This is a genomic window from Rhizobium leguminosarum bv. viciae (assembly GCF_012276115.1).
Lineage (GTDB): Bacteria > Pseudomonadota > Alphaproteobacteria > Rhizobiales > Rhizobiaceae > Rhizobium > Rhizobium leguminosarum_T.
Map to the genome: position 1 here is coordinate 192,335 of NZ_WIEU01000010.1, position 23,004 is coordinate 215,338.

The following is a 23,004-nucleotide window of genomic DNA, read 5'->3' on the forward strand; positions in this document are numbered from 1 at the left end:
GTGATAGAGCGCCGCGTGTCCTAACGGATAGGCGGCGCTCTATTTTTCGACATTCTTAGCGTTTCAGCTTGAGACCGACGCCGGCGCGCCATTGCTGCGAATCGGTGCCTTCCTTGCGCGTCGTCAGCTCGTAGCCGAGCGTGCTGGTCAGATCGAGATAGCGGTTGATGTTCCAGGTCAGGCCGGTCGCGGCGGTATAGACGAGTTCGTCGTTGATGGTGCTGTCCGTGGGATAATCGCGCCATATGACCCCGCCGATCATCGTCCCGACCAGGTTGTCGCGCAGCTGGTGGGTGACCGTCGTCGTCAGCGCGTGCGAGACGTAGCCGCTTTCGCCTGCCGTGGTCGAGGGTTGGATGGTTGTCTGCAGGTCGAGATTGACATCGGTGCCGCGGATCGGCGACCAGAGCAGGCTCGCATCAAGCGTGGCGGTATCGATCGAGGACAGGCGGCTGTCTTCGAAATCCGCCATCTCGTAGCCGACACCGACTTCACCCTTCAGCTTTTCGCCGAGATCGACCTCGACGCCTGCCTTGGCGCCATAGCTATGGCCGGAACGCTCGTAACCGGCAGAATCTTGCGTTTCGTCATAGACCGTGCGGCCGATGTTGGCCTCGATGAAGGGGATGAGCGCGGGGGACAGTTCGTAGCCGACACGGCCACGCAACGTGCCCGTGGTCTGATTGCGGTCGCTGAGGGAGACGGTCGTGCCGTTCGAAAGTTTAGCGTCCGAATAGATCGAGCGTGTCAGCGCAAGTGCCGTCGTGCCGCGCAGGATGCCAAAATCGCGCTGGACGGAGGCGCCGGCCGAAAATTCCTGGACGTCCGACTGCTGCGCGGCGTTGGTGATCGCGTCGGGATCATCGGTGTCCTCGCGATAGAAATTATAGCCGGCGATGAGGTGCGCCGTGGTGTCGTCGGGAAGATCGAGCCTGAGATCGCTGTTGATCTTGAAGGAGGGCTGTTCCTCACCCTCGCCGCTGACATTCTTCTGCCAGGCGCCTTCCGAGGTCACGGTCAACTGATGCCGGCCCCAGTCGGAAGTCAGTGTCGCTGCCGCATCCGTTTCGAGAAAGGCGCGCCGCTGCCTGGTATTGCCGTCCTTGGTGGTCTCGGTGTTGATGCTCTGGGTGACGCTCGGGCGGAGCACGAAAGTGCCGATCGGGATTCCCGGCGTTTCCGTTGTCGAGGCACTTTCGGCAGCCCTGCGGCGCGGCAGCGCCTCGTCGACCGGCGCTTCACGGGTGTTCAGCCGGCGTATCTCTTCGTCGAGGATGGAACCGGTAATGTCGTCGCCGGCTTGCGCGTCCGGTATGGCGGGCCGCTGCTGGGCATCGTCCGCGTTCGCGGTCGCGCCGTTTGCCGCAGGAGTGGCGGTATCGCCGGTCTCGTCATCGAAACCGGCGGCGGATGCGGCATTGTTGGTTGCGCGGTTATCCTGAGAGGCGGCGGAGCGGCTGTTTGCCGGCTGTGTCGAGGCGGACTGCGCGAAGGCTGCCGTCTGGCTGAGAAGCAGGATACCCAACACGGCAAAGGAGACGGCACGGCTCATGGCGCGGAGCGGCGTGACACTGCTCGTCTGTTTTGGCTGGCCCATGCAATTCGCGCCTGACATGCTTTCGGTTCTTACCCAAAGGTAAAGCCTTGTGGTTAACCATTCGTTGCCGGCGGCGGGCGCTGTTCACAATTCGGAAAGAGTGCGGGGTGGACTTGGAAAGTGAAAAGGTCTAACGCAATTTCATGAACAGAAGAGCGATCAACCTCGTTGAAAACAGCGTGCTCGAATCGGCAAAACGCACGATAGAGACTGAAAGACGCGGTCTTGAAGCGCTCGAACAGGCTTTTGACAATGGATTGGCCGGACCGTTCACCCGGGCCGTCGAAGTCATCGGCGACATCTCCGGACGCGTCATCGTCACCGGCGTCGGCAAGAGCGGGCATATCGGCGCCAAGCTCGCGGCGACATTCGCTTCGACCGGAACGCCTGCCTTTTTCGTGCATGCGGCGGAGGCCAATCACGGCGATCTCGGGATGATCGCGCGCGACGACGTCGTGCTGGCGATTTCCAAAGGCGGCGAGAGCGCCGAGCTCAAGAGCATCATTTCCTTCACGCGGCGCTTCTCCATTCCGCTGATCGCGATCACCTGCAGCGAAGGTTCCTCGCTTGCGGCCGCCGCCGATATCGTCCTTCTGATGCCGAACGAACAGGAGGCCTGCCCCAATGGGCTGGCGCCGACGACCTCGACGCTGATGCAGCTTGCAATCGGCGACGCGCTGGCGGTGGCGCTTTTGGAGGCGCGCGGCTTTACCGCCACGGATTTCCACGTCTTCCACCCCGGCGGCAAGTTGGGTGCGAGCCTGATGCATGTCGCCGATGTCATGCATACAGGCGAGCGGCTGCCGCTCGTTGCCACGGGTACACCGATGCCGGAGGCGATCACGGTGCTGTCGCGCAAGCATTTCGGCTGCGTCGGCGTGCTTGATGAGGATGGGCGGCTCTGCGGTATCGTCACCGAAGGCGACATGGCGCGCAACCTGACGCGCAATCTTGCCGAGCTTACCGTCGACGACATCATGACGCGGACGCCGAAGACGGTGAAGCCGACGGTGCTGGCGACCGCGGCCCTGGCGCTGCTCAACCAGCATCACATCGGTGCGCTGATCGTCATCGACGACGACCGCCGGCCGGTCGGGCTGGTGCATTTCCACGACCTGCTGCGGATCGGCGTCGCCTGATCAGGCTCGTTTGATCAGACGGGTTCCACCGTCAGGTCGCGGCCGTTGCTCGAAACCACCTTCACCTGCGTTCCCACGGGCAGGTCAGGTCCCATCACCTGCCACAGCGTATCGTCGAGTCGGATGCGGCCGCGGCCCTCACGGATCGGTTCGTGCAGCGTCGCTGTGCGGCCGACGAGGCTGGCGCCGCGCTGATTGAGGAAGCGCTCGTCGGTTGTGGCGTTGCGCAGCGTCAGCCGGCGGCCGGCGAAGGTCGTGGCAACGGCGAGAAGCGCAAAAAGGATCGCCTGTAACTCCCAGACCCAGAAGGCGCTGTCCCAGAAGAGCAGCGACAGCGCGCCGACGATCAAGGCGGCAAGGCCGATCCAGACCAAGAAGAAGCCGGGAACGATCATTTCCGCGGCGAGCAGCACGAGGCCCGCGACCCACCAGCTCCACGGACCGAGTTCGGCGACGATCTTCGCCAGCATGGCTTAGCGCTCCTGCTCGGGATTGAAAGGATTGGGGGTCGACGGATTGATCGGCGGCGTCGAGCGCGCCGGTGCGGGGCGCGGACGCGGCGGTACCGGCAGCGGCGTTGACGGGCTGTTGCCGGCATCGCCGAAGACCTCGCGGGCAATGGCGCCGATACCAGCGAGCGAGCTCAGGATGGAAGAGGCTTCCATCGGCATCATCACGATCTTGGAATTGGGCGCGGAACCGATCGAGGTGAGCGCCTCGGTGTATTTCTGGGCGACGAAATAGTTGATCGCCTGGATGTCGCCGGCGGCGATGGCCTCAGAGACCATCTTCGTCGCCTTGGCTTCGGCCTCGGCCAGGCGTTCACGGGCTTCAGCATTGCGGAAGGCGGCTTCGCGCTGGCCTTCGGCTTGGAGAATGGCGGATTGCTTGGCGCCTTCGGCCCTGAGGATCTGGGCATTGCGCGAGCCTTCGGCCTCCAGCACCTGGGCGCGTTTCTCGCGTTCGGCCTTCATCTGGCGGGCCATCGCATCGACCAGGTCGCGCGGCGGCTGGATATCCTTGATCTCGACGCGGGTGACCTTGATGCCCCAGGGATGCACGGCCTCGTCGACGACGCGCAGCAGCCGGTCGTTGATCGCATCGCGGTTGGAGAGCAGTTCATCAAGATCCATCGAACCCATGACCGAGCGGATGTTGGTCATGGTGAGATTGAGGATGGCGTTTTCGAGGTTGGAGACCTGATAGGCAGCCTGGGCGGCGTTCAGCACCTGATAGAAGGAAACGGCATCGGCCGAAACCGAGGCATTATCCTTGGTGATTACTTCCTGGGTCGGCACGTTCAGCACCTGCTCCATCACGTTCAACTTGGCGCCGACGCGCTCGATGAAAGGGGTGATGAGGTTGAGGCCGGGCTCCAGCGTGCGGGTATAACGTCCGAAGCGCTCGATCGTATAGCGGTAGCCCTGCGGCACGGTCTTGATCCCGGCAAAGAGCACCAGGATGACGAAGATCACAAGCACGATCACGACGATGTCGAAGCCGCCGAACAGCATGAAGAATTCCTCCTATCGGCGCATACGCGCCTGCCCAACTCATGTGATGAGTTAGCACGTTCTTTGCGAGGAAGAAATGATGGTCACAGCCGGCTAGCCTCCAAGCGAAGAGGAGGTTCCGTTTCGTCTAAGTCATTGGGCTGTTTCCAGTTCCTCGGCCGATGCTGCTTTCTGAAGACGGTTTCTCAGACCCAGCCCTGCAATTCGCGGCGGACGACCTTTTCCAGCACTTTCATGCCGTCCTCGCCGTCGTTGAGGCAGGGAATATGCGCGAACTTCTCGCCGCCGTTCTCTTGGAAGGAATGGGCGGCCTGTTCGGCAATCTCCTCCAGCGTTTCCAGACAGTCGGAGACGAAGCCGGGATTGATGACGGCGATGCGCTTGACGCCGTCCTTGGCGAGCTTCTCCACCGTCTTGTCGGTGTAGGGCTGCAGCCATTCCTCCGGCCCGAAGCGGGACTGGAAGGTGACCATGAAGTTTTCGTTGGTGAGCCCGAGCCGCTCGCGCAGCAGCCGGCCGGTCTTCTGGCACTGACAGTAATAGGGATCGCCCTGCTTGAAATAGGACATCGGTATGCCGTGGAAGGAGGCGAGCAGCATCTCGGGCTTCCAGTCGAGGGTCGAAAGATGCTTTTCGACGGACGTGGCGAGCGCCTCGATATAGGTCTCGTCGTCGTGGTAATCGGGAATGGTGCGCAGCGCCGGCTGCCAGCGCATCGAGAGCAGCTTCTGGAAGGCCTTGTCGTTGACGGTGGCGGTCGTCGCCGCCGCATATTGCGGATAGAGCGGGAAGAGCACGATCCGGTCGCAGCCTTCTTCTTTCAGCGCGTCGATGCGCGAGGCGATCGACGGCGTGCCGTAGCGCATCGCCCAATCGACCTTGACGTTATCAAGATCCTGCAGCCGCTCGGCCATCAGTTCCGACTGATTGCGGGTGTAGGTGCGCAGATAACTTTCGTTCCTCTCCTTGTTCCAGATCAGCTCATAGGCCTTGCCGACCTTCTGCGGGCGGGTGTTGAGCACGATGCCGAACAGGATCGGATACCATTTCCAGGGCGACCATTCGATGACGCGGCGATCGGTCAGGAATTCCCTGAGGTAGCGGCGCATCGAGGTATAATCGGTGCCGTCAGGCGTGCCGAGATTGACCAGCAGCACACCGACCCTACCAAATTTGACGGTCGGATGGTCGGCCGGACGGAGTGAAATATCTGCTGTCATTCTGGCCCCAACGCTCTTTTGTCCCGTCGGCTCATACGCGGCCTGGAGATCGTGGTTCACCCTATAGAAAGAAAAGCCGGCCCGGGAAACCCCGGACCGGCCAGTGGCATCGAGACAAATCGTCTTACTTGGCGGGGACCTCGATCTCCTTGCCGACCGTCAGGTGACGCGGGTTCGGCTTGCCATTGGCATCCGAAAGCTTCCGCCACAGCGTGCCGTCGCCATAGAAGGTCACGGCGAGATCCCAGAAGGTGTCGCCCGCGGCGATGACGTGCGTGGAAGGCGTCGTCGCGGCAGGTGTGGAGGCTGCCGGTGCCGGTTCCGCCGTGGGTGCGGGTGCTGCTGGTGCTGGTGCAGCAGGAGCCGGTTCTGCAGGTGCCGCCGGCGCGGGGGCCGGTGCTGCTGGGGCCGGTGCAGCGGGTGCGGGAGCCGGCTCGGTGGATGGAGCAGGAGCAGCCGGTGCGGCAGGCGCCGGCTCGGAAGCGGAGGGAGCAGGCGCTGCCTGCGCCAGTTCGGTGACGCGGCCATCCGTATAGGGCTTGTAGGGCGAATGCGCGGCGACATATTCGGCGGTCACGTCGGCAAGGTCCGGACCGTAATCATAGGCGTTCTTGCCTTCCTTAAAGATCGAATAGCCATCGCCGCCGGCCCGCATGAAGTTGTTGGTGGCGACTTTGTAGGTCTTGGCAGGGTCGATCGGAGCGAAATTGTCGCCTTCCTTCACCTGGACATCGCTGACGCGGCTGCCGACAGGCTTCGACTGGTCGAAGGAGAATTTCAGCCCGGCGACCTGCGGGAAGCGCCCGGCACCCTGGTCGATCTGGCTGACGCCGTTTTCCAGCGCTTTGACGACATCTGCGCCAGTCGTCTCAAACGTAGCGAGCGTGTTCTGAAAAGGCAGGACGGTGATGACCTCGCCCTGGGTGACCTCGCCGCCGTCGATTGAAGCACGCAGGCCGCCGCCGTTCTGAACGGCGATGGTGACGCCCTGGTTCTTGGTGCGGTCGAGTATGGCGTCGGCCACCAGATTGCCCATCGAGCATTCCTTGACGCGGCAGACCTTGCGGTCGCCTTCGATCGGGCTTTCGGAAGAGCCGATCACCTTCTTGCGCAGTTCCTCGATCGGCTTTGCCAGTTCGGCAATGCGGGCAATGACGGCAGGATCGGGTGTGAAGGTGGAATCGATCAGGATCGGATCGCCCTTGGCATCCTTGACCACGCCGCTATCGTCGAAATTGACGACGAGATCGCCGAGATACTTGCTGTAGGAGGCAGCCTGGACGACCGGCACCTTGTAGCCGCCGGGATTGTCGACCATCGTCGGGTAGGGGCCTTCAGCCTTCGGATCGGTATTCGAGAGCAGGCTGTGGGAATGGCCGCCGACGACGATGTCGACATCCGGGATCTTGGCGATCAGGGCGAGATCGCGGGGGTAACCGACATGGGTGAGCGCGATGATCTTGTTGACACCCTGGCCCTTCAGATTCTGAACGGCCGCTGTGATGGTCTGAACGTCATCTTCAATCGTAACGTTCGGGCCGGGGGAGGAAAGCTCTGCCGTATCATTGGTGACGGCGCCGACGATACCGATCTTCTGGCCGGCGACATCGAGCACCAGCGACGGCTTGATGCGGTCGCCGAGCTTGGAGGCGGTCGTCGCCTTGACGTTCGCCGTCACGACAGGGAACTGCACCTTGTCGAGGAAGGTCGCAAGCCCGTCCTCGCTGTCGTCGAATTCATGATTGCCGACGGTCATGGCGTCGAATTTCATCAGGTTCAGGAACTCGGCTTCGGCTGCTCCCTTGTAGGTCGTGTAGAAGAGCGAGCCCTGGAAATTGTCGCCGGCATTCAAGAGGAGGACGTTCTTGCCGGATAGCGCCTGGCGGCGCTGATCGATCGCGATCTTCAGGCGGGCAGCACCCCCGAAGCATTCCTTCTTGCCTTCCTCTTCGGCCGAGCAGGTGGAGTCGAACTTGTTGATCGATTCGATGCGCGAATGGAAATCGTTGATATGAAGAATATTGAGTTCGTAATCCGCAAAGGCGGCGCCCGTGCTCAGCGCCAGCATGGACGCGGTCAAAAGACCGAAGCTGAAAGACTTCGTCATCCCTGTTCTCCTGATTGAGGCGAAAGATCCCCCTGATCCCTCGCCGATCCCTTTCATTATGCGCCGGGGCGGTTTCCCGGCCTGCGGATGTTCCATCAGACGATGCACGACCGCAAGAGAAAGCTGGGCCAGGCGGGACGGTTTCCAAGGGGACAGGGTAAAAAAGCCGGGTTCCTATCCCAGGCATTCGCCGTCGGCGGTGTTTCGATAGAGTTCGTGCACGGCCTCCGCAATATTCGGAACCGTGGCGAGCGCGATGATCAAGCAGAGAAGGGAAACGAGGCGATGAAAGCGCCGGCCGGCCCAATAGGCAAGGAGCGCGCCTGCACCATAGATCAGGACTGCCGGCACGGCTGACATCAGTACCTGCAGCGGCTCGTCGCAATCGGGAGCGGCGATACCCTGGGCACGATAGACATTGGCCGGCAAAACGACCGCAAGTGCCGCAAGCGGCATGGCGAGCAGCAGGACGAGATAAGACGCGAAGGCACGCATGGTATGCCTGGCCTATCGCCGCATCTTTCAGCCGCGGCGGGAAAGCGTGAACTGTGCGCCGGAATCGGAGGTGCAATTGAGCTGGCTCGGGTTGACGAGCGCGCAATTGACCTTGGACTGGGTCTTGCGCACCAGCGAGGTCATGTTGATCTCCACCAGGGTCGGTGAGGTGTTGATATAGGTGCCCGAGGCAAGAAGCTGGTTGCTGTCGGTCGTGCGGGTGGTGAAACTACCGCCCTGGAAGGTGGAAACGATGCCGTTCGGATCGCTCCAATTGCCTTCGACGCCGGTAGCGGCGGGCGCGGTTGCAACCGGCAAGCGACGCGGCTCTGATGAAACGCAGGCGGCAAGAGCGGCCGCTGCACCGACAAGAACAAGACCAGTTCTGATTTTCATAAGGCTTCTCCCGGCGAATCGGCGCGGCGGACACCCGCCAAGTTCGTGCAAAACATGGCGCGCGCCCGGCATGAAGGCAAGTCTTGGAAGGGCGGCGGGCAGCAATTATACAGCCGGCGTTACAAAAATGCCCGCCTTGCGGCGGGCATTGTCAAAGCCATGAAAGCGTCCTCAGCGAACGAGAATGTTCCTGAACTGCCACGGATCCTTGGTGTCGATATCCTCCGGGAAGAGACCCGGACGGCCGTCGAGCGGGGTCCAGTCGGTGTAGTGGCCTTCGACCGGGCCGAGATAGGGCATCTGTACTTCGAGGCAGCGCTTGTAATCGATCTCGTCGGCTTCGACGATGCCGGCATTCGGGTTTTCCAGCGCCCAGACCATGCCGGCGAGGACGGCGGAGGTCACCTGCAGGCCGGTGGCGTTCTGGTAGGGTGCGATGCGGCGGGTTTCCTCCAGGGACAGGCGCGAGCCATACCAGTAGGCGTTCTTCTCGTGGCCGTAGAGCAGGACGCCGAGTTCGTCGATGCCGTCCTCCAGCTCGTCCTCGTCGAGAACGTGATGGACCGGCTGCGAGGTGCCGCCATTGCCGAACATTTCATGCAGCGAGAGCACGGCGTCGTTGGCCGGATGGTAGGCATAGTGGCAGGTTGGGCGGAAGGTCACTTCACCGTCCTTGTCGCGGACCGTGAAGAAATCGGCGATCGAGATCGACTCGTTGTGGGTGACGAGGAAGCCATATTGCGGGCCGGGCGTCGGGCACCAGGTGCGCACGCGGGTATTGGCGCCCGGCTGCTCCAGATAGATCGCTGCCTTGTTGCCCTTCTTGTGCTTCTTGGCGTTCTTCGGCATCCACTCTTCATGCGTGCCCCAGCCGAGTTCAGCCGGCTGCAGGCCTTCAGAGATGAAGCCTTCGACGGACCAGGTGTTCCAGAAGACGTTGAGCGGCTTCGGATGCTTGGTGCGCTGGGTGTCGCGCTCGGCGATGTGGACGCCCTTGACGCCGAGCTTCTTCATGAGCTTTGCCCAGCCTTCGCGATCGTGCTGGTCCGGCTCCTCGAACTTGAGGCCGATGTCGTTGGCGAGGTTGACGAGCGCCTGCTTGACGAACCAGGAGACCATGCCCGGATTGGCGCCGCAGGTGGAGACGGCGGTGGCGCCGCCCGGGTTCTTCGCCTTTTCCTTGCGCATGGTTTCGCGCAGCGCATAGTTGGTGCGGTCGGCATTGCTCATGCTCTTGTCGAAATAGAAGCCGAGCCAGGGCTCGACGACGGTGTCGATATAGGGAACGTCGAGTTTGCGGCAGAGCTTGAGGATGTCGAGCGAGGAGGTGTCGACCGAGAGGTTGACGCAGAAACCCTGACCTTCGCCTTCCGTCAGCAGCGGCTTCAGCAGTTCCTTGTAATTGTCCTTGGTGACATATTCCTTGATGTGGCGAACGCCGTGCTTCTTCAGGATCTCCATGTCGGAGGGTTCCTCACGAGGGTCGATGACGACCATCCGGCTCTTGTCGAATTTGAAATGGCGCTCGATCAGGGGCAGGGTGCCGCGACCGATGGAGCCAAAGCCGATCATCACGATCGGACCGGTAATTTCGGCATATACCGGATAGTTTTGTTCCGTCATTCTTTTCTCCTGTGGAAGGCGACGAAGGCGTTCAGCCTGAAGAATTATTTTGAGATTGCCGCAGAGAGTGCGAAGTGACCGGCTCTAACCATAAAACGACGTCACAATAAAGAGCGTTGACGGGGAAAGGCCAAATATCGAGCGGCGATAGAGGCCGGCGAAGCCATCCTGGGGATCGGCAGCTCGATGGATTGGCTTAACCGATGACGGTGCCCTGGTGGAAGAGCATGCGCCAGTGCCCATCCTCTTCCAGCCGCCAGATGGAACAGCGCAGCGTCCGCCTTTCGCTTCCGTCGGTGTCTGTGTAAATGGCGCGGTAGGTGACGAGCGCGATGTGCTCCGCAAGTCTTTGGGTTTCGAAATGCTCGCCGCGGGACGTTCCCGTCCGTTGTTCGGCCAAAAGACTGGGCACAATGACGTCGAAGGTATAGAGCCGTCCGGAACTGCCGATTTCACGGAAATCGCGCGAGAGCAGCGTCGTCAGCATCTCCCGCGAGGCGCGAACCGATGGCTCGAAGAGTTCTTCTTCGAGCTTTTTCAGATGGGCTGCGAGATCATCCATGATTTTCTCCTCTAAATTCAGCCCTTCAGGATTTCCAGTCCTTCGACCGCGGTCGTCACGGCAAGCTCGGTGATGTCGTATTCGGCAACGCCATGGATGATGAAGGGATCGGCTGCGACATAGGCCTCGATTGCGGTGCGATCGCCGATTGCGAGGATGACGCCGCCGGTGCGCGGCACCTTCCGGCCGGAAGCGAGGAACCAGCCCTGGGCATAACCATCCTTCACCCAGGCCATGTGCGGCTCCATGTGCCTGTCGGCTTCGTCGTTGGGTTTCACATAGGTGAGGGAGAGAATGAACATGGTCAGTTCCTGACGAGGTTTGCGCGGATCAGGCCGCGCAGCGAATTGCCGATATAAAGCGTGCCGGCATCGAGATCGGCAAGCGTGATACGGCCGACGCGGGCCTGACGCCGGCAGATGAGTTCGGTGCGCAGCACGCCGGCGAGCAGGCCGCAGGAAATCGGCGGGGTGCGCAGGATGCCGGTTCCGTCGTCCAGGAAGATCGAGGTGATGGTGCCCTCGCAGACTTCGCCACGTTCGTTCAAAAGCATGACCTCATCGGCTTCATCAGGCCTATATTCGGCGCGTGCGGCCTCGTAGACGGCACGGCGCGTGGTCTTGACGCGCAGCAGCCTGTCGGCGGAATTCAGGCGGGTCTCGGCGACACGGACGGTCCAGATGGCGTCGGGCGCGAGCGGCGCGAAAGCGGCGCGCGTCACCTCGATGTGGCCTTGCGCGTCGAAGGTCAGGCGGATCCGCAGCGGACCGGTCGCACCCGCAACGGCTTCGTCGAGCTTGGTCGCCGCCTCGATCGGTTGCGGGAAGCCAAGGCGGCGGGCGGAGCGGGAAAGCCGGGCGAGATGCAGCCGCAGCCGGATGAAGCCTTCGCCGGGCTGCCAGCGCAGCGTCTCGATCAGCGAAAAATCGATCATCGCGCAATCCATTGGTCGCCGACAGCGAAGCGGGCCTTGAGCAGGCATTCCTCATATTCGGCCTCGGCAGTCGAATCGAAGACGATGCCGCCGCCGACATTGAAGACGGCCCTACCGCCGTTAAAAAGCGTGATCGTGCGGATGGCGACGGAAAAACGCATGGCGCCGGTGGGCGAGATCATGCCGATCGCGCCGCAATAGGCGTCGCGCGGGACATCCTCGAGCGCATGGAGGATTTCCATTGCCCGCATCTTCGGCGCGCCGGTGATCGAACCGCAGGGAAAGAGCGCGGAGAAGATGTCGCGGATCGAAAGATCGGGGCGGAGCCTTGCCTGGACATGGCTCACCATCTGGTGGACGGTCGGATAGGTCTCGATGTCGAAGAGCTTCGGGACGTCGAGCGTGCCGACTTCGGTGATGCGGGAGATATCGTTGCGCAGGAGATCGACGATCATGCGGTTTTCCGCCTGCGTCTTGATATCGCAGCGCATGGCTTCGATGATTTCGGCATCCTCGGCGGCGGTAGCGCCGCGTTTTGCCGTGCCTTTCATTGGATGGGTCTCGATCCAGCCCTCTTCGTCGGTGCGGAAGAAAAGTTCGGGCGACCGCGAAAGGATGATCGGGCCGCCGAGATCGACCAGCGCGCCGTATTTGACCGGCTGGCGTTCGATCAGCGACCAGAAGGCGGCGCGGGGATCGCCGTTCCAGCGAGCCTCGACCGGCATGGTGAGGTTTGCCTGATAGGCGTCGCCAAGCCGCAGGTGCTGGTGGAGACGGTCGAAGCGCTCTTTATATATGGGGAAATTCCAGGCAGCTTTCGGAGCGGTGAGGAATTCCTCGTTTTCGAGGCGCTGTTTTGGTTGGGCAAGCGGATGCGTATCGGCCTGCGGAGCGTCGAACACGCCGAAACAGATGAGCGGGATTTCGCGATGTTCCCCGGCGAAGGGAGCAAGTTTTTCCTCGAAGAGGTATCCGGCCTCATAGGCCATGTAGCCGGCAAGCCATTTGCCTGCGGCCTTGGCCTGCTCCATCCGGGCAAGGCCTGTAAAGAACTCGGCGCGCGTCCTGGCAACGATGATCTCTGCCGGCTCGGCGAAAAGCATCACCTGTCCGGTCACGTCGTCGCGGAAGAGAATAGTGGGTTGGGTTTCGGCCATCGGCGGCGTCTTTTCTTGGAGCGCGATCCCTCGTCCGCCTGCTGGCGCCTCTTCCCGCTTGCGGGAAGAGGTTTGGCGTGGGGACAGGGCTGATCAGGCCGTTCGGTCCAACGCCTCCAGTTCGTCGATCAGCCCTTCGATCATCGACAGGCCCTGGCTCCAGAACGACGGATCGGTGGCGTCGAGGCCGAAAGGCTTCAGCAGTTCCGAGTGGTGCTTGGTGCCGCCGGCCCTCAGCAGTTCGAAATACTTCTCCTGAAAGCCCTTCTCCGCCTTCTGGTAGACGGCATAGAGCGAATTCACCAGGCAATCGCCGAAGGCATAGGCGTAGACATAGAAGGGCGAGTGGATGAAGTGAGGGATATAGGCCCAATAGGTCTCGTATCCCTCGGAAATGCTGATCGCCGGCCCGAGGCTCTCCGACTGGACGGAGAGCCAGAGTTCGCCGATGTCGTCAGCTGTGAGTTCGCCGGCCTTGCGGGCGGTGTGCAGCTTCCGCTCGAATTCGTAGAAGGCGATCTGGCGCACGACCGTGTTGATCATGTCCTCGACCTTCTGGGCGAGCATCGCCTTGCGCTCGCGCGTATCGGTGGTCTTTTGCAGAAGGGCGCGGAAGGTCAGCATCTCGCCGAACACGGAAGCAGTTTCGGCAAGCGTCAGCGGCGTCTGGCACATCAGCGCCCCTTGTGCACCGGCGAGAACCTGATGCACGCCGTGCCCGAGTTCATGGGCAAGCGTCATGACATCGCGCGGCTTGCCCAAATAATTGACGAGCACATAGGGATGGGCCGAGGGAACCGTCGGATGCGCGAAGGCACCTGGCGCCTTGCCGGCACGAACCGGAGCATCGATCCACTGCTCGTCGAAGAAGCGCCTGGCGATATCAGCCATCTCCGGGGCAAAATTGTCGTAGGCCGAAAGCACCGTGTCCTTCGCCTCCGGCCAGGAGATGATGGCGCTGGAGGTTTCCGGAAGCGGCGCGTTGCGGTCCCAGAAATTCATCTGCTCCATGCCGAGCCATTTCGCCTTCATCTTGTAATAGCGGTGCGAAAGGCGGGGATAGGCGTCGCGGACGGCCGCGGCCAGCGCATCGACGACCTCGCGCTCGACGCGATTTGCCAGGTGGCGGCTGTCGGCGATGTCCTCGAAGCCGCGCCAGCGGTCGGCGATCTCCTTATCCTTGGCAAGCGTGTTGGTGATCAGCGTAAAGGTGCGGATATTCGCCTTGAAGGTTTCGGCGAGCGCCATGGCTGCCTTGCGGCGCACTTCCGGATCCTTTTCCTGCAGCTTGTTCAGCGCCACTTCGAGCGGCACTTTCTCGCCATCAATGTCGTAGCGAAGTTCCGCCATGGTTTCGTCGAAGAGGCGGTTGAAGGCTGCGGCCGATGTCATCGACTTCTCGAGGAAGAGCTGTTCCAGCCTGTCGTCGAGCTGGTAGGGCTTGTCCTTCCTGAGGTCGAGCAGCCAAGGGCGATAATGTCCGGCGGCGGGATCATTCGCCATGCAGGCGTCGATCACCGCGTCGTCGATGCGGTTCAGTTCCAGCGCGAAGAACAGGAGATGGCCGGAAAATTCGGTGATCTTGGCCTGTACGTCGCCATAGAGCTTGCCGTTTGTCGGATTGGTGGTGTCGGAGAAATAGGTGAGGCCGGCAAAGGAGCCGAGACGGCCGATGATGTCGTCCAGCGCCTCATATTCCTTCAGCGCCGCGCCGATGCCCTCGGCGCCGGTCTTCGCCGCCGCCTCAGTGAGTGCGCCCTTCCACTTTTCTTCAAAGGCGATCGCGGCCTTGCCGGCCTTTTCCATGTCCGCAACGAAGGCGGTGGAGGTGGCGGAGGGATAAAGATCCTGCAGCTTCCAGACCGGCAGATCGCCGAGCGCCGCATCGGCGGCCCCAGCTGGCGCTGCCGCCGATAGAAGAAGGCCGGCGTGCGGGAGCTTGTTTTTCATGGGCGCAATTCCTCTCCACTTTCATAACAGTCTGCTTGTCTACCGCATCGGCCCGAAAATCGGAATCGATTTTCGGAAAGCACGATGCGTCGATTCAAAGTGTTACAGCGTCCTTTGCGCGTCTGAAAAGACGCGCGGCGCTGTAAGCGTGCTAACGCCCCGCATCAAGGGGTTTTCGGCGCATGAAAGGCCTCGCTTCGGCACGAAAACGACCTGTTGCAATCGTTAAAATGCAATTATTTCTCAAAACTGGATGTTCAAGCCTTGCTGTCAGAGTGCGCTTTATGGTTTCGCATGAAGTGAGGCGACAATGACCGGTTACAATGAGCTCAAGGGAGCAGGGCAAATCCTCGTGGTCGAGGACGACCCCGTGCAGCGCCGCCTGCTCAAGAACGCAATCGAGCGTCACGGCCATGTCGTGCACCAGGCGGAAAATGGCCGCATCGGCCTGGAAATGGTCAAACGCGACAGCGGCCTTTTCAACGTCATCGTGCTCGACTTGATGATGCCGGAGATGACCGGCCTCGAATTCCTCGATGCGCTTCACGAATTCGGCACGCAGATCCCTGTCATCGTGCAGACGGGGCAGGGCGGTATCGAGACGGTGGTGCAGGCGATGCGCGCCGGCGCCTTCGATTTCGTCGTCAAGCCGGTCTCGCCCGAACGCATCGCCACTTCGATCTCGAACGCGATGAAGCTCGACCAGCGCGAGGTGAAGGCGCGGGCCGGACGCCGGTCGCGCTCAGGCTCGGTCGGTTTCGACGACATCGTCTCGGCAAGCCCCGCGATGCTCCGTGTCATCGATCTCGCCCAGCGGGCGGCTCAGTCCAACATTCCCGTCGTGCTCGAAGGCGAATCCGGCGTCGGCAAGGAACTGGTGGCGCGCGCCATCCAGTCCGGCGGCGACCGCTCGAACAAGCCCTTCGTCACGGTCAATTGCGGGGCGATCCCGCATAATCTGGTCGAAAGCATTCTGTTCGGACACGAGAAGGGCGCGTTTACCGGCGCGACCGAGCGTCATATCGGCAAATTCATGGAAGCGGACGGCGGCACCATCTTCCTCGACGAGATCGGCGATCTGCCGCTCGAGGTGCAGGTGAAGCTCCTGCGTGCCGTGCAGCAGGGCGAGATCGAGACCGTCGGTGCACGCACCGCGCACAAGGTCAATGTCCGGCTGATCTCTGCGACCAACAAGGATCTGATCGAGGAGGTCAAGAACGGCCATTTCCGCGAGGATCTCTACTATCGCCTCAACGTCTTCCCGATCACCATTCCGGCGCTGCGCAAGCGCAAGGAAGACATTCCGCATCTGGTGCGCGTCTTTGCCGACCGCTTCTCCAGCGAGCAGAAGAACGGCCGCCGCATGACGGTGAACGCCGGCACGCTGGCTTTGCTGACGGCCTATGACTGGCCGGGCAATATCCGCCAGCTCGAAAACGCGATCTTCCGCGCGGTCGTTCTGGCCGAAGGGCCGGAGCTGACCGAGGCGGATTTCCCGCAGATCGCCGCCCAGCTTCCGGAATATGACGTGGTGGATCACCTGGCACTCGTTGCCGACAATACCGGCCTCGATCCCGACAACGGCTATGGCGAGGACTTCAGGGCGTCGATCTCGGGAGAGGCGCACCACCGCCTGTCCGAGGCCTCGGAAAACGCGATCGCCAGCGTCAATCCTGCCGGAGACGTGCGCAGACTTGCCGATGTCGAGGAGGAGCTCATCCGATTCGCGCTCAAATTCTATCGCGGGCAGATGAGTCAAGTAGCGCGCAAGCTCGGCATCGGCCGATCCACACTTTATCGTAAGCTCAAGGACTACGGCATAGACCCCGACAATCCCCAGAAAGATGCGGCTTAAGCGCTTTTCATTAAGATTAAGGCAACCACGTTTTGTTACTAGTCATAAACCACTTGTTAGTGGCGCGTTCACTATGTAAAGAAAAGGTTGATCATGTGTGGCATTTTTGCCATCGTGTGACCGCATTTGACAGTCATCTGAGACAGTACGGGACATTGTCTGTCTGACGGGGATCGAGTTGCCGAATCTGAATGGGAATTCCAAGCCTTCGCGCTTGAGCTGGCGTTTGTTGTGCGCCGACATTTGCGGAAAGGCAATAAGGACGGTAGCGGCCGCCCTTCTTGCGCTCGCGGTTTCCTCACCGGTATTCGTTGGTACGCCTTCGCAGGCAGCGGGCGACACCCGCAGCCTCAAGCTTTATTTCATTCATACCGGCGAAAAAGCCGTCATCACCTACAAGCGGAACGGCAAGTTCGACCCCAAGGGTCTGGAGCAGCTGAACCGCTTCCTGCGCGACTGGCGCAAGAACCAGCCGACGAAGATGGACCCGCGCCTGTTCGACCTGATCTGGGAAGTCTATCGCCAGAGCGGTTCGAGGGACTACATCAACGTCGTCTGCGGTTTCCGTTCGCCAGGGACCAACGAGATGCTGCGCGGTCGCTCGCGCAAATCCGGCGTCGCCGAAAAGAGCCAGCATATGCTCGGCAAGGCGATGGATTTCTTCATTCCCGACGTCAAACTCGCGACGCTGCGCGCCATCGGCATGAAGATGCAGGTCGGCGGCGTCGGCTTCTATCCGAAATCGGGCTCGCCCTTCGTGCATATGGATGTCGGCGGCGTTCGCGCCTGGCCGCGCATGAGCCGCGACGAACTCGTCAGGCTTTTCCCCAACGGCAACACCATTCATATTCCGGCCGACGGCAAGCCGTTGCCGGGCTACCAGCAGGCGATGGCCGACTATAAGCGCCGCGGCAGCGGCCCGCAGATCCAGATCGCCAGCGCCTCCGAATCGGCACCGAAGCACAAGACGCTGTTTGCCGCGCTCTTTGGCGGCGGGGCGGACGAGCAGGAAGACGAGTCGGACGATTCCACGCCTGTCGCCGTCGCCAAGGCGACACCGCCGAAGGCCGAGCCCGCTCCTGCCGAGCCGCAGCAGACCGAAGTCGCCGATCTGAACGCGCCGGTGCCGCAGGTTCGCCCGGCATTCAGCAACCAGCCGACGGGCAGCGAAGTGGGGAACGCGCTCGTCGCGCCGCCCTCGGGTAATGCCGCACAGCAGGCTCTTGCGGCGGCCCTTCCGGCCGATCAGGCCCAGCCGCAGCAGTTCGCCGATCTCAGCGCCTACAGCATTCCGGTTCCCTCGCTTCTCGGTCAGCGCCGCGCCCCTGGCGACGCCGAGGTTGCATTGGCCGATCCCATGTTGACGGGCGCGAATGCACTGCCGGTTCCGACGCCGATCGAACGCCCTGCGGTCGCCGAGAACCTTCTTGCCGCGGCCGATGCCGATCCGGAAGCAGAGGCCGACGAAGCCGATCAGGACGCGCTGTCTCCTGCCGTTGCCGATGCGCTCGACCAACAGCGAAACGAGGATGCGGAAAGCCAGATCGCGTCGAATGCGCCGCCGCAGACGGTCGAGCAGGCGATCAACGCCGCGATGACGCAAAAGGCGCCTGCCGCCAAGCCGCCGCTCGAACTCGCCGCCTTGGCGCCGATGACCAAGTCGGCAAGCTTTGGCGACGGTTTCGACGAACCGGCTGTCGAAAGCGCCGTGGCGCAGGGGCTTCCTGCCAAGGGTGGTCGCCCGACGCATAAGGAAGCCGCCGCAGCGGATGCCAGCCGCACGACGGTGCGCACCGAGCCAAAGCTGACGGAAAAGATGATCTCGCAGTGGGCGCTCACCAATGCCCGCCTGGAAATGGCCTCCAAGCAGGTCAAGGCGCCGCGGTTCGTCAGCCAGACGATGCGCGCCCAGCCGACCGCCGTCTATGCCGAGGGCTTCAACGTCAAGACCGCTTCGGTCGACCCGGCCCGCTTCAGCGGCACGGCTGTGAACTTCATGGAAGTGCGCAAGTTCAACACGAACTGAGCCTGCTGATCATCGAAGTATCGAAAGCTGCCGAGGCGACCCCCGCAGGCACTGGCTAATTGTGAAATCCATGGACATTGGCGCCCGGCCCCGCTCGGGCAGGCAAGTTGCAGCCGTTGGCCTTGTCGAAAATATCTTCCTGAAGCATTTTGATCGCTCAATCCTCTTGGGATCGAAGGGAGAGAATGTCGTGACAGAGCGTGTTTTGCCTGCCGCATCTGTGATCAGACGTGCGCGCCAATCTGATGCCGAAGCCTTGTCCGGCTTCGCAGCGCGGCTATTCCGCGACACGTATAGCAGCGACACAGCAGCGTCCGATCTTGAATCCTATATCGACAAGAATTTCAGCACGGAACGCCAGGAGGCCGAGATCTTTGATCCCTCAGCCGCCGTTTTTGTCGCGATGGTCGATGATCTGATCATTGGATATGCGCATGTCGTCGTGCGCTCAGCCGATGGACGCTCTGCTCTTCTCAATCGAATTTACGTCGACGCCGAGTGGAGAGGAAGCGGATTGGCCAGCCGTCTTCTCGACGTTGTTATCAACGAGTTCGAGCAGCGCGGCGTTACGCACCTGGAATTGACGGTGTTCGAACGGAATAGCCGAGCTGTGGCGTTCTACAAGCGGGTCGGATTTGCTGTGATAGGCAACACGACATTTATGGTCGGCGAGGACCCGCAGACTGACGTCGTGATGCAATTGGACTTGATCGGGCGACTCAATGGCCGATCGGCCTGAGAAAGAAAAGCCGCCGGAGAGCAGCTCGGCGGCTTGTCGATATCGGCGATGTCGGAAGGATCAGCCTTCCGGCGGCGACTCGATCATGCCGAGCGCGTGCAGGTAGGTGTCGAGGATTGCTTCCTCTTCCATGCGTTCCTGCTCGTCCTTCTTGCGCGGCGCCACGACCTTCTTCAGGATCTTGGTATCGAAGCCCATTCCCTTGGCCTCGCCAGAGACGTCCTTGATGTCGTCGTTTCAACTATTCACCTTTTACCTTCGCACTCTTCTCCGAGCGTGTAATTGATTCAGATCATGTTCGGAACCGCTTGCCTTCGAGCTCGTTTCCCCGGATCGGGATGGAGGTTTGAATGCCGCCGCTGATCTCTTTCATGCTCACTCGTCTCGCCATCGGATTCGCGATAGGCGGCATCGCGGGCGCCATTGTCTGGATCAATGGCCTCTCGGAAATGTTTCCCTCGAACGTTTCGGAGCGATGGCTGGCGCAGGGCCTGTTCATCTACCTTTTCGCGAGCACGATCGGCGGGGGCTACCTGGCGACGGCTCTTTTCCAGAATGACGATTGAAAGCTTACGCGTGGTTGACCTGCATCAAAGACGTCCGTCCGTCGAGGGAGCGATGATCGGCTACCTCGGGCGAGTCCCCTATGACCATGGCAAGTCCGAGCGCTGGCCCGCCCTGACAGGAGAGGACGGGCAACCCATTTCCACGCAACGACGGCTCAAATCGACTAAGGAGTTGTCGTGCATCCACGAGGTTCACACCGGGCTGCAGTTTCACCGATAAATACCGAAAGGACAATTTCAGTGCTCAATCTGGAACCGGATGAAGCTGTTCTAGTTGGCCGAATTCATGAAGAAATCGCGACGGAACCGTGGTTTAAACGAACCGCCGTAACGGAATGGGAGCTGTTGAAGCTCATCCTCGCCAACAGAAGACGTTGCGACGACGGTTCGCTTCGAGGCCTCTGCAAGCAGCAGGCCCGCGGACGCTTTCAATGCAGGTAGCAACAGCCTCTACACCGCTTTGCCTGAGTCCCAAACGAGACGTGGCGAAAAGACTTGTGCTTTCGGCGTCGCCGCTTTGGCTGGGTGTCGGTGCAACATAACCGACTCCGCATGCCGCCAACCCCGGACCCAGTTCAAGACATCGTTCGCCGTAACCAGAAAGATGTCCCGGTTGCCGTCGATGATCCTGGAGCGGGCGACTGCGATTTCGCAGAAGATGGCTGCGTATTGAATGAGCCTGGTCTCCGTGGCCCTCGGGGGTGACGCGACTGTCAAAAGCGCCCGCCGTGAGACGATTACCATACCCGCTCGCCCCTCACGACGGAATTCAATTCTTCCCGACCGCTCGCGTTCGTCAAGAGCAGCATGAACGACCACTGGCATCATCTCGTGTCTCCTTACCTTTGACGCGGGTGTCAGCGCTATTTGCCCGCCTGAGGTCACAAAGCTCATTGACTTGCGTCAACGTCCGGCGTCACTTCATGGCGGATCTGCCTTCCATGCGGCGAATCGTCGCATTTAGGCGAGGTTGCAACGCCTAGAGCTTGTCCTGCTGGTCCAGTTCGCCATCGGTCCGCTGGTCGTCGCGGAGGTCTCTCTTAAAGGCTCTGATACCTTGGGCGACGTCGCCCATCAATTCAGGGACTTTTCCTCGTCCGAAAAAGATCAGGATTATGACAAGTACGATGGCCCAGTGCCACGCGCTAAAACTTCCCATGGACGTCTCCTGTCATTGGACGCCGATAGACTATCCGAAGCTGATGCACTCTCGTTTGTTGCAGATCAATCGGCTGCGCGATCACGATGAAGATATCCGCGGCAAAGGCGAGATGGGTCCGCTTCTTTGCCCGTCGGTCGGAAGAGGCGGGCCATGGCGTCTGCGCCAGACCCGCACATCTTCGGCGGTGACGTCGATCCGTCCGCAGGAAGCGACGCGGTGAAACTTTTCCAATGCGATCGTCTTGAAGAATTCGACGTGTTGAGCGAAGCGTTCCTCGGTGGCCCGAGGAGGCGATGCGACGTTTAGGATGGCCCGTCGGGTTACCTTGACGACAATTCCGCACGATGCTTTCTGACCGATCTGCAAGAAAAGGCTCCCGGTCATGCTTCGCCCGTCGAACTCGATGGACGACCGCGGCTTCATGACCGGCGGTCCCGCTTGAACCAAGCGCCTCTCGGGCGGCTACCGGGCGCTGCCGCGGCATAAGTTGCGACGCGGAAGGACGTTCGCGCGTCCAGGAGATAGGCTTCCAAGGTTGCCTGAGCTTCACCTCCGAGCAAGACGCCCGAACTAACCAGTTCGAGAATATCTAGATGGAGGTTTTGGTGGCATGAATACGTCATCGTCCCGCCCCCGCGACCGCGACGGGACTTTCATCCGGCCGTCGACGGAGGTCGCGTCTGTTGAAGGTGAAGGCGCGAAGAAGTTGAGAGCCCAGATGTGCCTGCTCGGCGAGATCGTCGAAGATCATCGCCGCCTCCTCCAGTTCCCCGATGTCCGTCGCAGGTCCGAGCTGATCCAACTCGCGAAGAAGTTCCAGCAGCGTCCCCGCTTTCGATCTTTGCCGAACCGCCGACGCGAAAAGCTCCCGGACGACCGCCGCGCGTTCCGCCGGCCCGAGGTTGGTCAGGACCTCGCCCACGACGGTCGAGTAGCCGCAACCCACCTCCGGCTGCCTCGCGAACGCCTTGATCTGGCGGAGAGCTGACACGGCTCTGTCTTTGCTGCACGGCGATTGCTTCAGTCTCGTCATCGCGTATGTCCTTGAGAGTTTTTGAGCCTCGATACCCACTCCGCACCGGCCACGGCGTAGTGGAAGCCGTTGGAAAGCGGCGCGGCCGGATAGACGTTCCGCAAACAGGCGGCTGCCTCGTCCGGCTCGATCTTTCCTCGAGAGAGATCGACAAAAAGCCGGGCCACGAGCGCCATGTCGCAGTTCTGTGGAGAAAGCCTCAAAGACGAGACTCCGAGTGAAAGCATTTCGTTCGGCCCTTCGAGAAGGGCCTGGCAGGCATGCGAAACCGTCTGAACGCCATTCAACGCCAGGAACGGCTGTCCGGAGAGCGTGTTGACGGGTAGGCCATCGGGATCGTTCTGGCAGACGAACTGGCAGTTGTCTTTCGTCTTGCCTTTCGAACGGGCGTGAGCGCATCTCGCCGAGATGGCAAGCGGGATCCGGCCGAAGGCGAAAAGCTCGAACTCCGGACCGGGACACGACTTCGTAATCTCCATCACCGACGCCGCCGGGATTTCAGGCGGCAGGCAGATATTCGTCGCTCCGTTGCGTGCGAGAAGCCTTGCCGTAGCGCCGTTGTAGACGTTGACGAAAGGACCGATCGCGTGCGGGCGACCTTTCAGGAGCTGGAGGGCCGAAAGATCGTTCGCCTCGACGAGGTGGGCGTCCTCTTCGGCCACCGTCCTCTGGTACTTCGATTCCCGGTCGAGCGTGACGAGGGCGAGCGTCGAGAACCTTACTATCTTGCCGGCGTTTTCCAGCCGATCGACGACCGCGGCCATTTCGCCTTCCATGAAGTGGAGCCTCTTGGAGCAGACCGTCTCTCCAAGAACGACGACGTCGATGGGCGCCTCGTCGGCGATCCTGTAATAGAAGTCGCGCCACTTTTCAGTCGGCCAAAGGTAGAGGAGCGGCCCAAGGGTGAGGCTGAGGGGATTCATCGCGTC

21 protein-coding genes and 1 pseudogene are annotated in these 23,004 nt (G+C 61.3%); 5 read left to right on the plus strand and 17 right to left on the minus strand.

The window, feature by feature from the left end:
- Positions 1 to 55: 55 nt before the first annotated feature.
- The gene (locus GFM02_RS19110; protein WP_168322424.1) at positions 56 to 1,597 is read right to left on the minus strand and encodes an outer membrane beta-barrel protein; all 1,542 of its coding nucleotides are present in this window, start codon (positions 1,595 to 1,597) and stop codon (positions 56 to 58) included.
- A 143-nt stretch (positions 1,598 to 1,740) separates the two neighbouring features.
- On the opposite strand from GFM02_RS19110, the gene GFM02_RS19115 reads away from it, so the two are divergent.
- On the plus strand, positions 1,741 to 2,736 hold the full coding sequence (locus GFM02_RS19115) for a KpsF/GutQ family sugar-phosphate isomerase (protein WP_131709774.1): 996 nt from the start codon (positions 1,741 to 1,743) through the stop codon (positions 2,734 to 2,736).
- Positions 2,737 to 2,750: 14 nt separating this feature from the next.
- Here the strand turns inward: GFM02_RS19115 and GFM02_RS19120 are convergent, their stop codons facing one another.
- The 12 genes from GFM02_RS19120 to GFM02_RS19175 all read right to left on the minus strand — a co-directional run bounded on the left by GFM02_RS19120 (position 2,751) and on the right by GFM02_RS19175 (position 14,694).
- The gene (locus GFM02_RS19120) at positions 2,751 to 3,206 is read right to left on the minus strand and encodes an NfeD family protein (RefSeq protein WP_168322425.1); all 456 of its coding nucleotides are present in this window, start codon (positions 3,204 to 3,206) and stop codon (positions 2,751 to 2,753) included.
- A gap of 3 nt (positions 3,207 to 3,209) precedes the next feature.
- Positions 3,210 to 4,250: an SPFH domain-containing protein gene (locus GFM02_RS19125; RefSeq protein ID WP_113548020.1), complete on the minus strand. Its 1,041-nt coding sequence runs from the start codon at positions 4,248 to 4,250 to the stop codon at positions 3,210 to 3,212.
- Between the two features lie 185 nt (positions 4,251 to 4,435).
- Complete coding sequence (hemH, locus tag GFM02_RS19130) at positions 4,436 to 5,470, minus strand: ferrochelatase (protein WP_168322426.1); 1,035 nt, start codon at positions 5,468 to 5,470, stop codon at positions 4,436 to 4,438.
- Positions 5,471 to 5,594: 124 nt separating this feature from the next.
- Positions 5,595 to 7,577, minus strand: coding sequence for a bifunctional metallophosphatase/5'-nucleotidase (locus GFM02_RS19135; RefSeq protein WP_168322427.1), 1,983 nt, complete (start codon positions 7,575 to 7,577; stop codon positions 5,595 to 5,597).
- Positions 7,578 to 7,751: 174 nt separating this feature from the next.
- Complete coding sequence (locus GFM02_RS19140) at positions 7,752 to 8,072, minus strand: hypothetical protein (RefSeq protein ID WP_168322428.1); 321 nt, start codon at positions 8,070 to 8,072, stop codon at positions 7,752 to 7,754.
- Between the two features lie 27 nt (positions 8,073 to 8,099).
- Positions 8,100 to 8,468 (minus strand): outer membrane lipoprotein Omp10, encoded by a 369-nt coding sequence (omp10, locus tag GFM02_RS19145; protein ID WP_012758937.1) that lies wholly within the window; start codon positions 8,466 to 8,468, stop codon positions 8,100 to 8,102.
- A gap of 171 nt (positions 8,469 to 8,639) precedes the next feature.
- Complete coding sequence (locus GFM02_RS19150; protein WP_168322429.1) at positions 8,640 to 10,091, minus strand: homospermidine synthase; 1,452 nt, start codon at positions 10,089 to 10,091, stop codon at positions 8,640 to 8,642.
- Positions 10,092 to 10,287: 196 nt separating this feature from the next.
- Positions 10,288 to 10,653 carry a DUF4440 domain-containing protein gene (locus tag GFM02_RS19155; RefSeq protein WP_168322430.1) on the minus strand — a complete coding sequence of 122 codons (366 nt, stop codon included), beginning with the start codon at positions 10,651 to 10,653 and terminating at the stop codon, positions 10,288 to 10,290.
- Between the two features lie 17 nt (positions 10,654 to 10,670).
- Positions 10,671 to 10,955, minus strand: coding sequence for a YciI family protein (locus GFM02_RS19160; RefSeq protein ID WP_020051601.1), 285 nt, complete (start codon positions 10,953 to 10,955; stop codon positions 10,671 to 10,673).
- Positions 10,956 to 10,957: 2 nt separating this feature from the next.
- Positions 10,958 to 11,587 (minus strand): aminotransferase class IV family protein, encoded by a 630-nt coding sequence (locus GFM02_RS19165; RefSeq protein ID WP_168303161.1) that lies wholly within the window; start codon positions 11,585 to 11,587, stop codon positions 10,958 to 10,960.
- Positions 11,584 to 12,744 carry an aminodeoxychorismate synthase component I gene (locus tag GFM02_RS19170; RefSeq protein ID WP_168322431.1) on the minus strand — a complete coding sequence of 387 codons (1,161 nt, stop codon included), beginning with the start codon at positions 12,742 to 12,744 and terminating at the stop codon, positions 11,584 to 11,586. The genes GFM02_RS19165 and GFM02_RS19170 overlap by 4 nt, the downstream gene beginning before the upstream one ends.
- Positions 12,745 to 12,837: 93 nt before the next feature.
- On the minus strand, positions 12,838 to 14,694 hold the full coding sequence (locus tag GFM02_RS19175) for a M3 family oligoendopeptidase (RefSeq protein WP_168322432.1): 1,857 nt from the start codon (positions 14,692 to 14,694) through the stop codon (positions 12,838 to 12,840).
- Positions 14,695 to 15,004: 310 nt separating this feature from the next.
- On the opposite strand from GFM02_RS19175, the gene GFM02_RS19180 reads away from it, so the two are divergent.
- The 3 genes from GFM02_RS19180 (at position 15,005) to GFM02_RS19190 (ending at position 19,314) form a co-directional block, all read left to right on the plus strand.
- Positions 15,005 to 16,549, plus strand: coding sequence for a sigma-54-dependent transcriptional regulator (locus tag GFM02_RS19180; protein ID WP_168322433.1), 1,545 nt, complete (start codon positions 15,005 to 15,007; stop codon positions 16,547 to 16,549).
- Between the two features lie 178 nt (positions 16,550 to 16,727).
- The gene (locus GFM02_RS19185; protein WP_168322434.1) at positions 16,728 to 18,575 is read left to right on the plus strand and encodes a DUF882 domain-containing protein; all 1,848 of its coding nucleotides are present in this window, start codon (positions 16,728 to 16,730) and stop codon (positions 18,573 to 18,575) included.
- Between the two features lie 70 nt (positions 18,576 to 18,645).
- The gene (locus GFM02_RS19190; protein WP_168322435.1) at positions 18,646 to 19,314 is read left to right on the plus strand and encodes a GNAT family N-acetyltransferase; all 669 of its coding nucleotides are present in this window, start codon (positions 18,646 to 18,648) and stop codon (positions 19,312 to 19,314) included.
- 60 nt (positions 19,315 to 19,374) lie between these two features.
- Here the strand turns inward: GFM02_RS19190 and GFM02_RS19195 are convergent.
- Positions 19,375 to 19,548: pseudogene (locus GFM02_RS19195) on the minus strand (DUF2312 domain-containing protein); the annotation flags it as partial.
- A gap of 116 nt (positions 19,549 to 19,664) precedes the next feature.
- Here GFM02_RS19195 and GFM02_RS19200 point away from each other — a divergent pair.
- Entirely contained in the window at positions 19,665 to 19,880 is a 216-nt protein-coding gene (locus GFM02_RS19200; RefSeq protein WP_064682814.1) for a hypothetical protein, read from the plus strand.
- 979 nt (positions 19,881 to 20,859) lie between these two features.
- Here the strand turns inward: GFM02_RS19200 and GFM02_RS19205 are convergent.
- The 3 genes from GFM02_RS19205 to ubiV all read right to left on the minus strand — a co-directional run bounded on the left by GFM02_RS19205 (position 20,860) and on the right by ubiV (position 22,998).
- A complete protein-coding gene (locus tag GFM02_RS19205; RefSeq protein WP_168322436.1) occupies positions 20,860 to 21,039 on the minus strand; it encodes a twin-arginine translocase TatA/TatE family subunit in 180 nt (59 codons plus the stop codon).
- A 622-nt stretch (positions 21,040 to 21,661) separates the two neighbouring features.
- A complete protein-coding gene (locus GFM02_RS19210) occupies positions 21,662 to 22,075 on the minus strand; it encodes a hypothetical protein (RefSeq protein WP_168322437.1) in 414 nt (137 codons plus the stop codon).
- On the minus strand, positions 22,072 to 22,998 hold the full coding sequence (gene ubiV / locus GFM02_RS19215) for a ubiquinone anaerobic biosynthesis protein UbiV (RefSeq protein ID WP_168322438.1): 927 nt from the start codon (positions 22,996 to 22,998) through the stop codon (positions 22,072 to 22,074). The genes GFM02_RS19210 and ubiV overlap by 4 nt, the downstream gene beginning before the upstream one ends.
- Between the last annotated feature and the right edge of the window lie 6 nt (positions 22,999 to 23,004).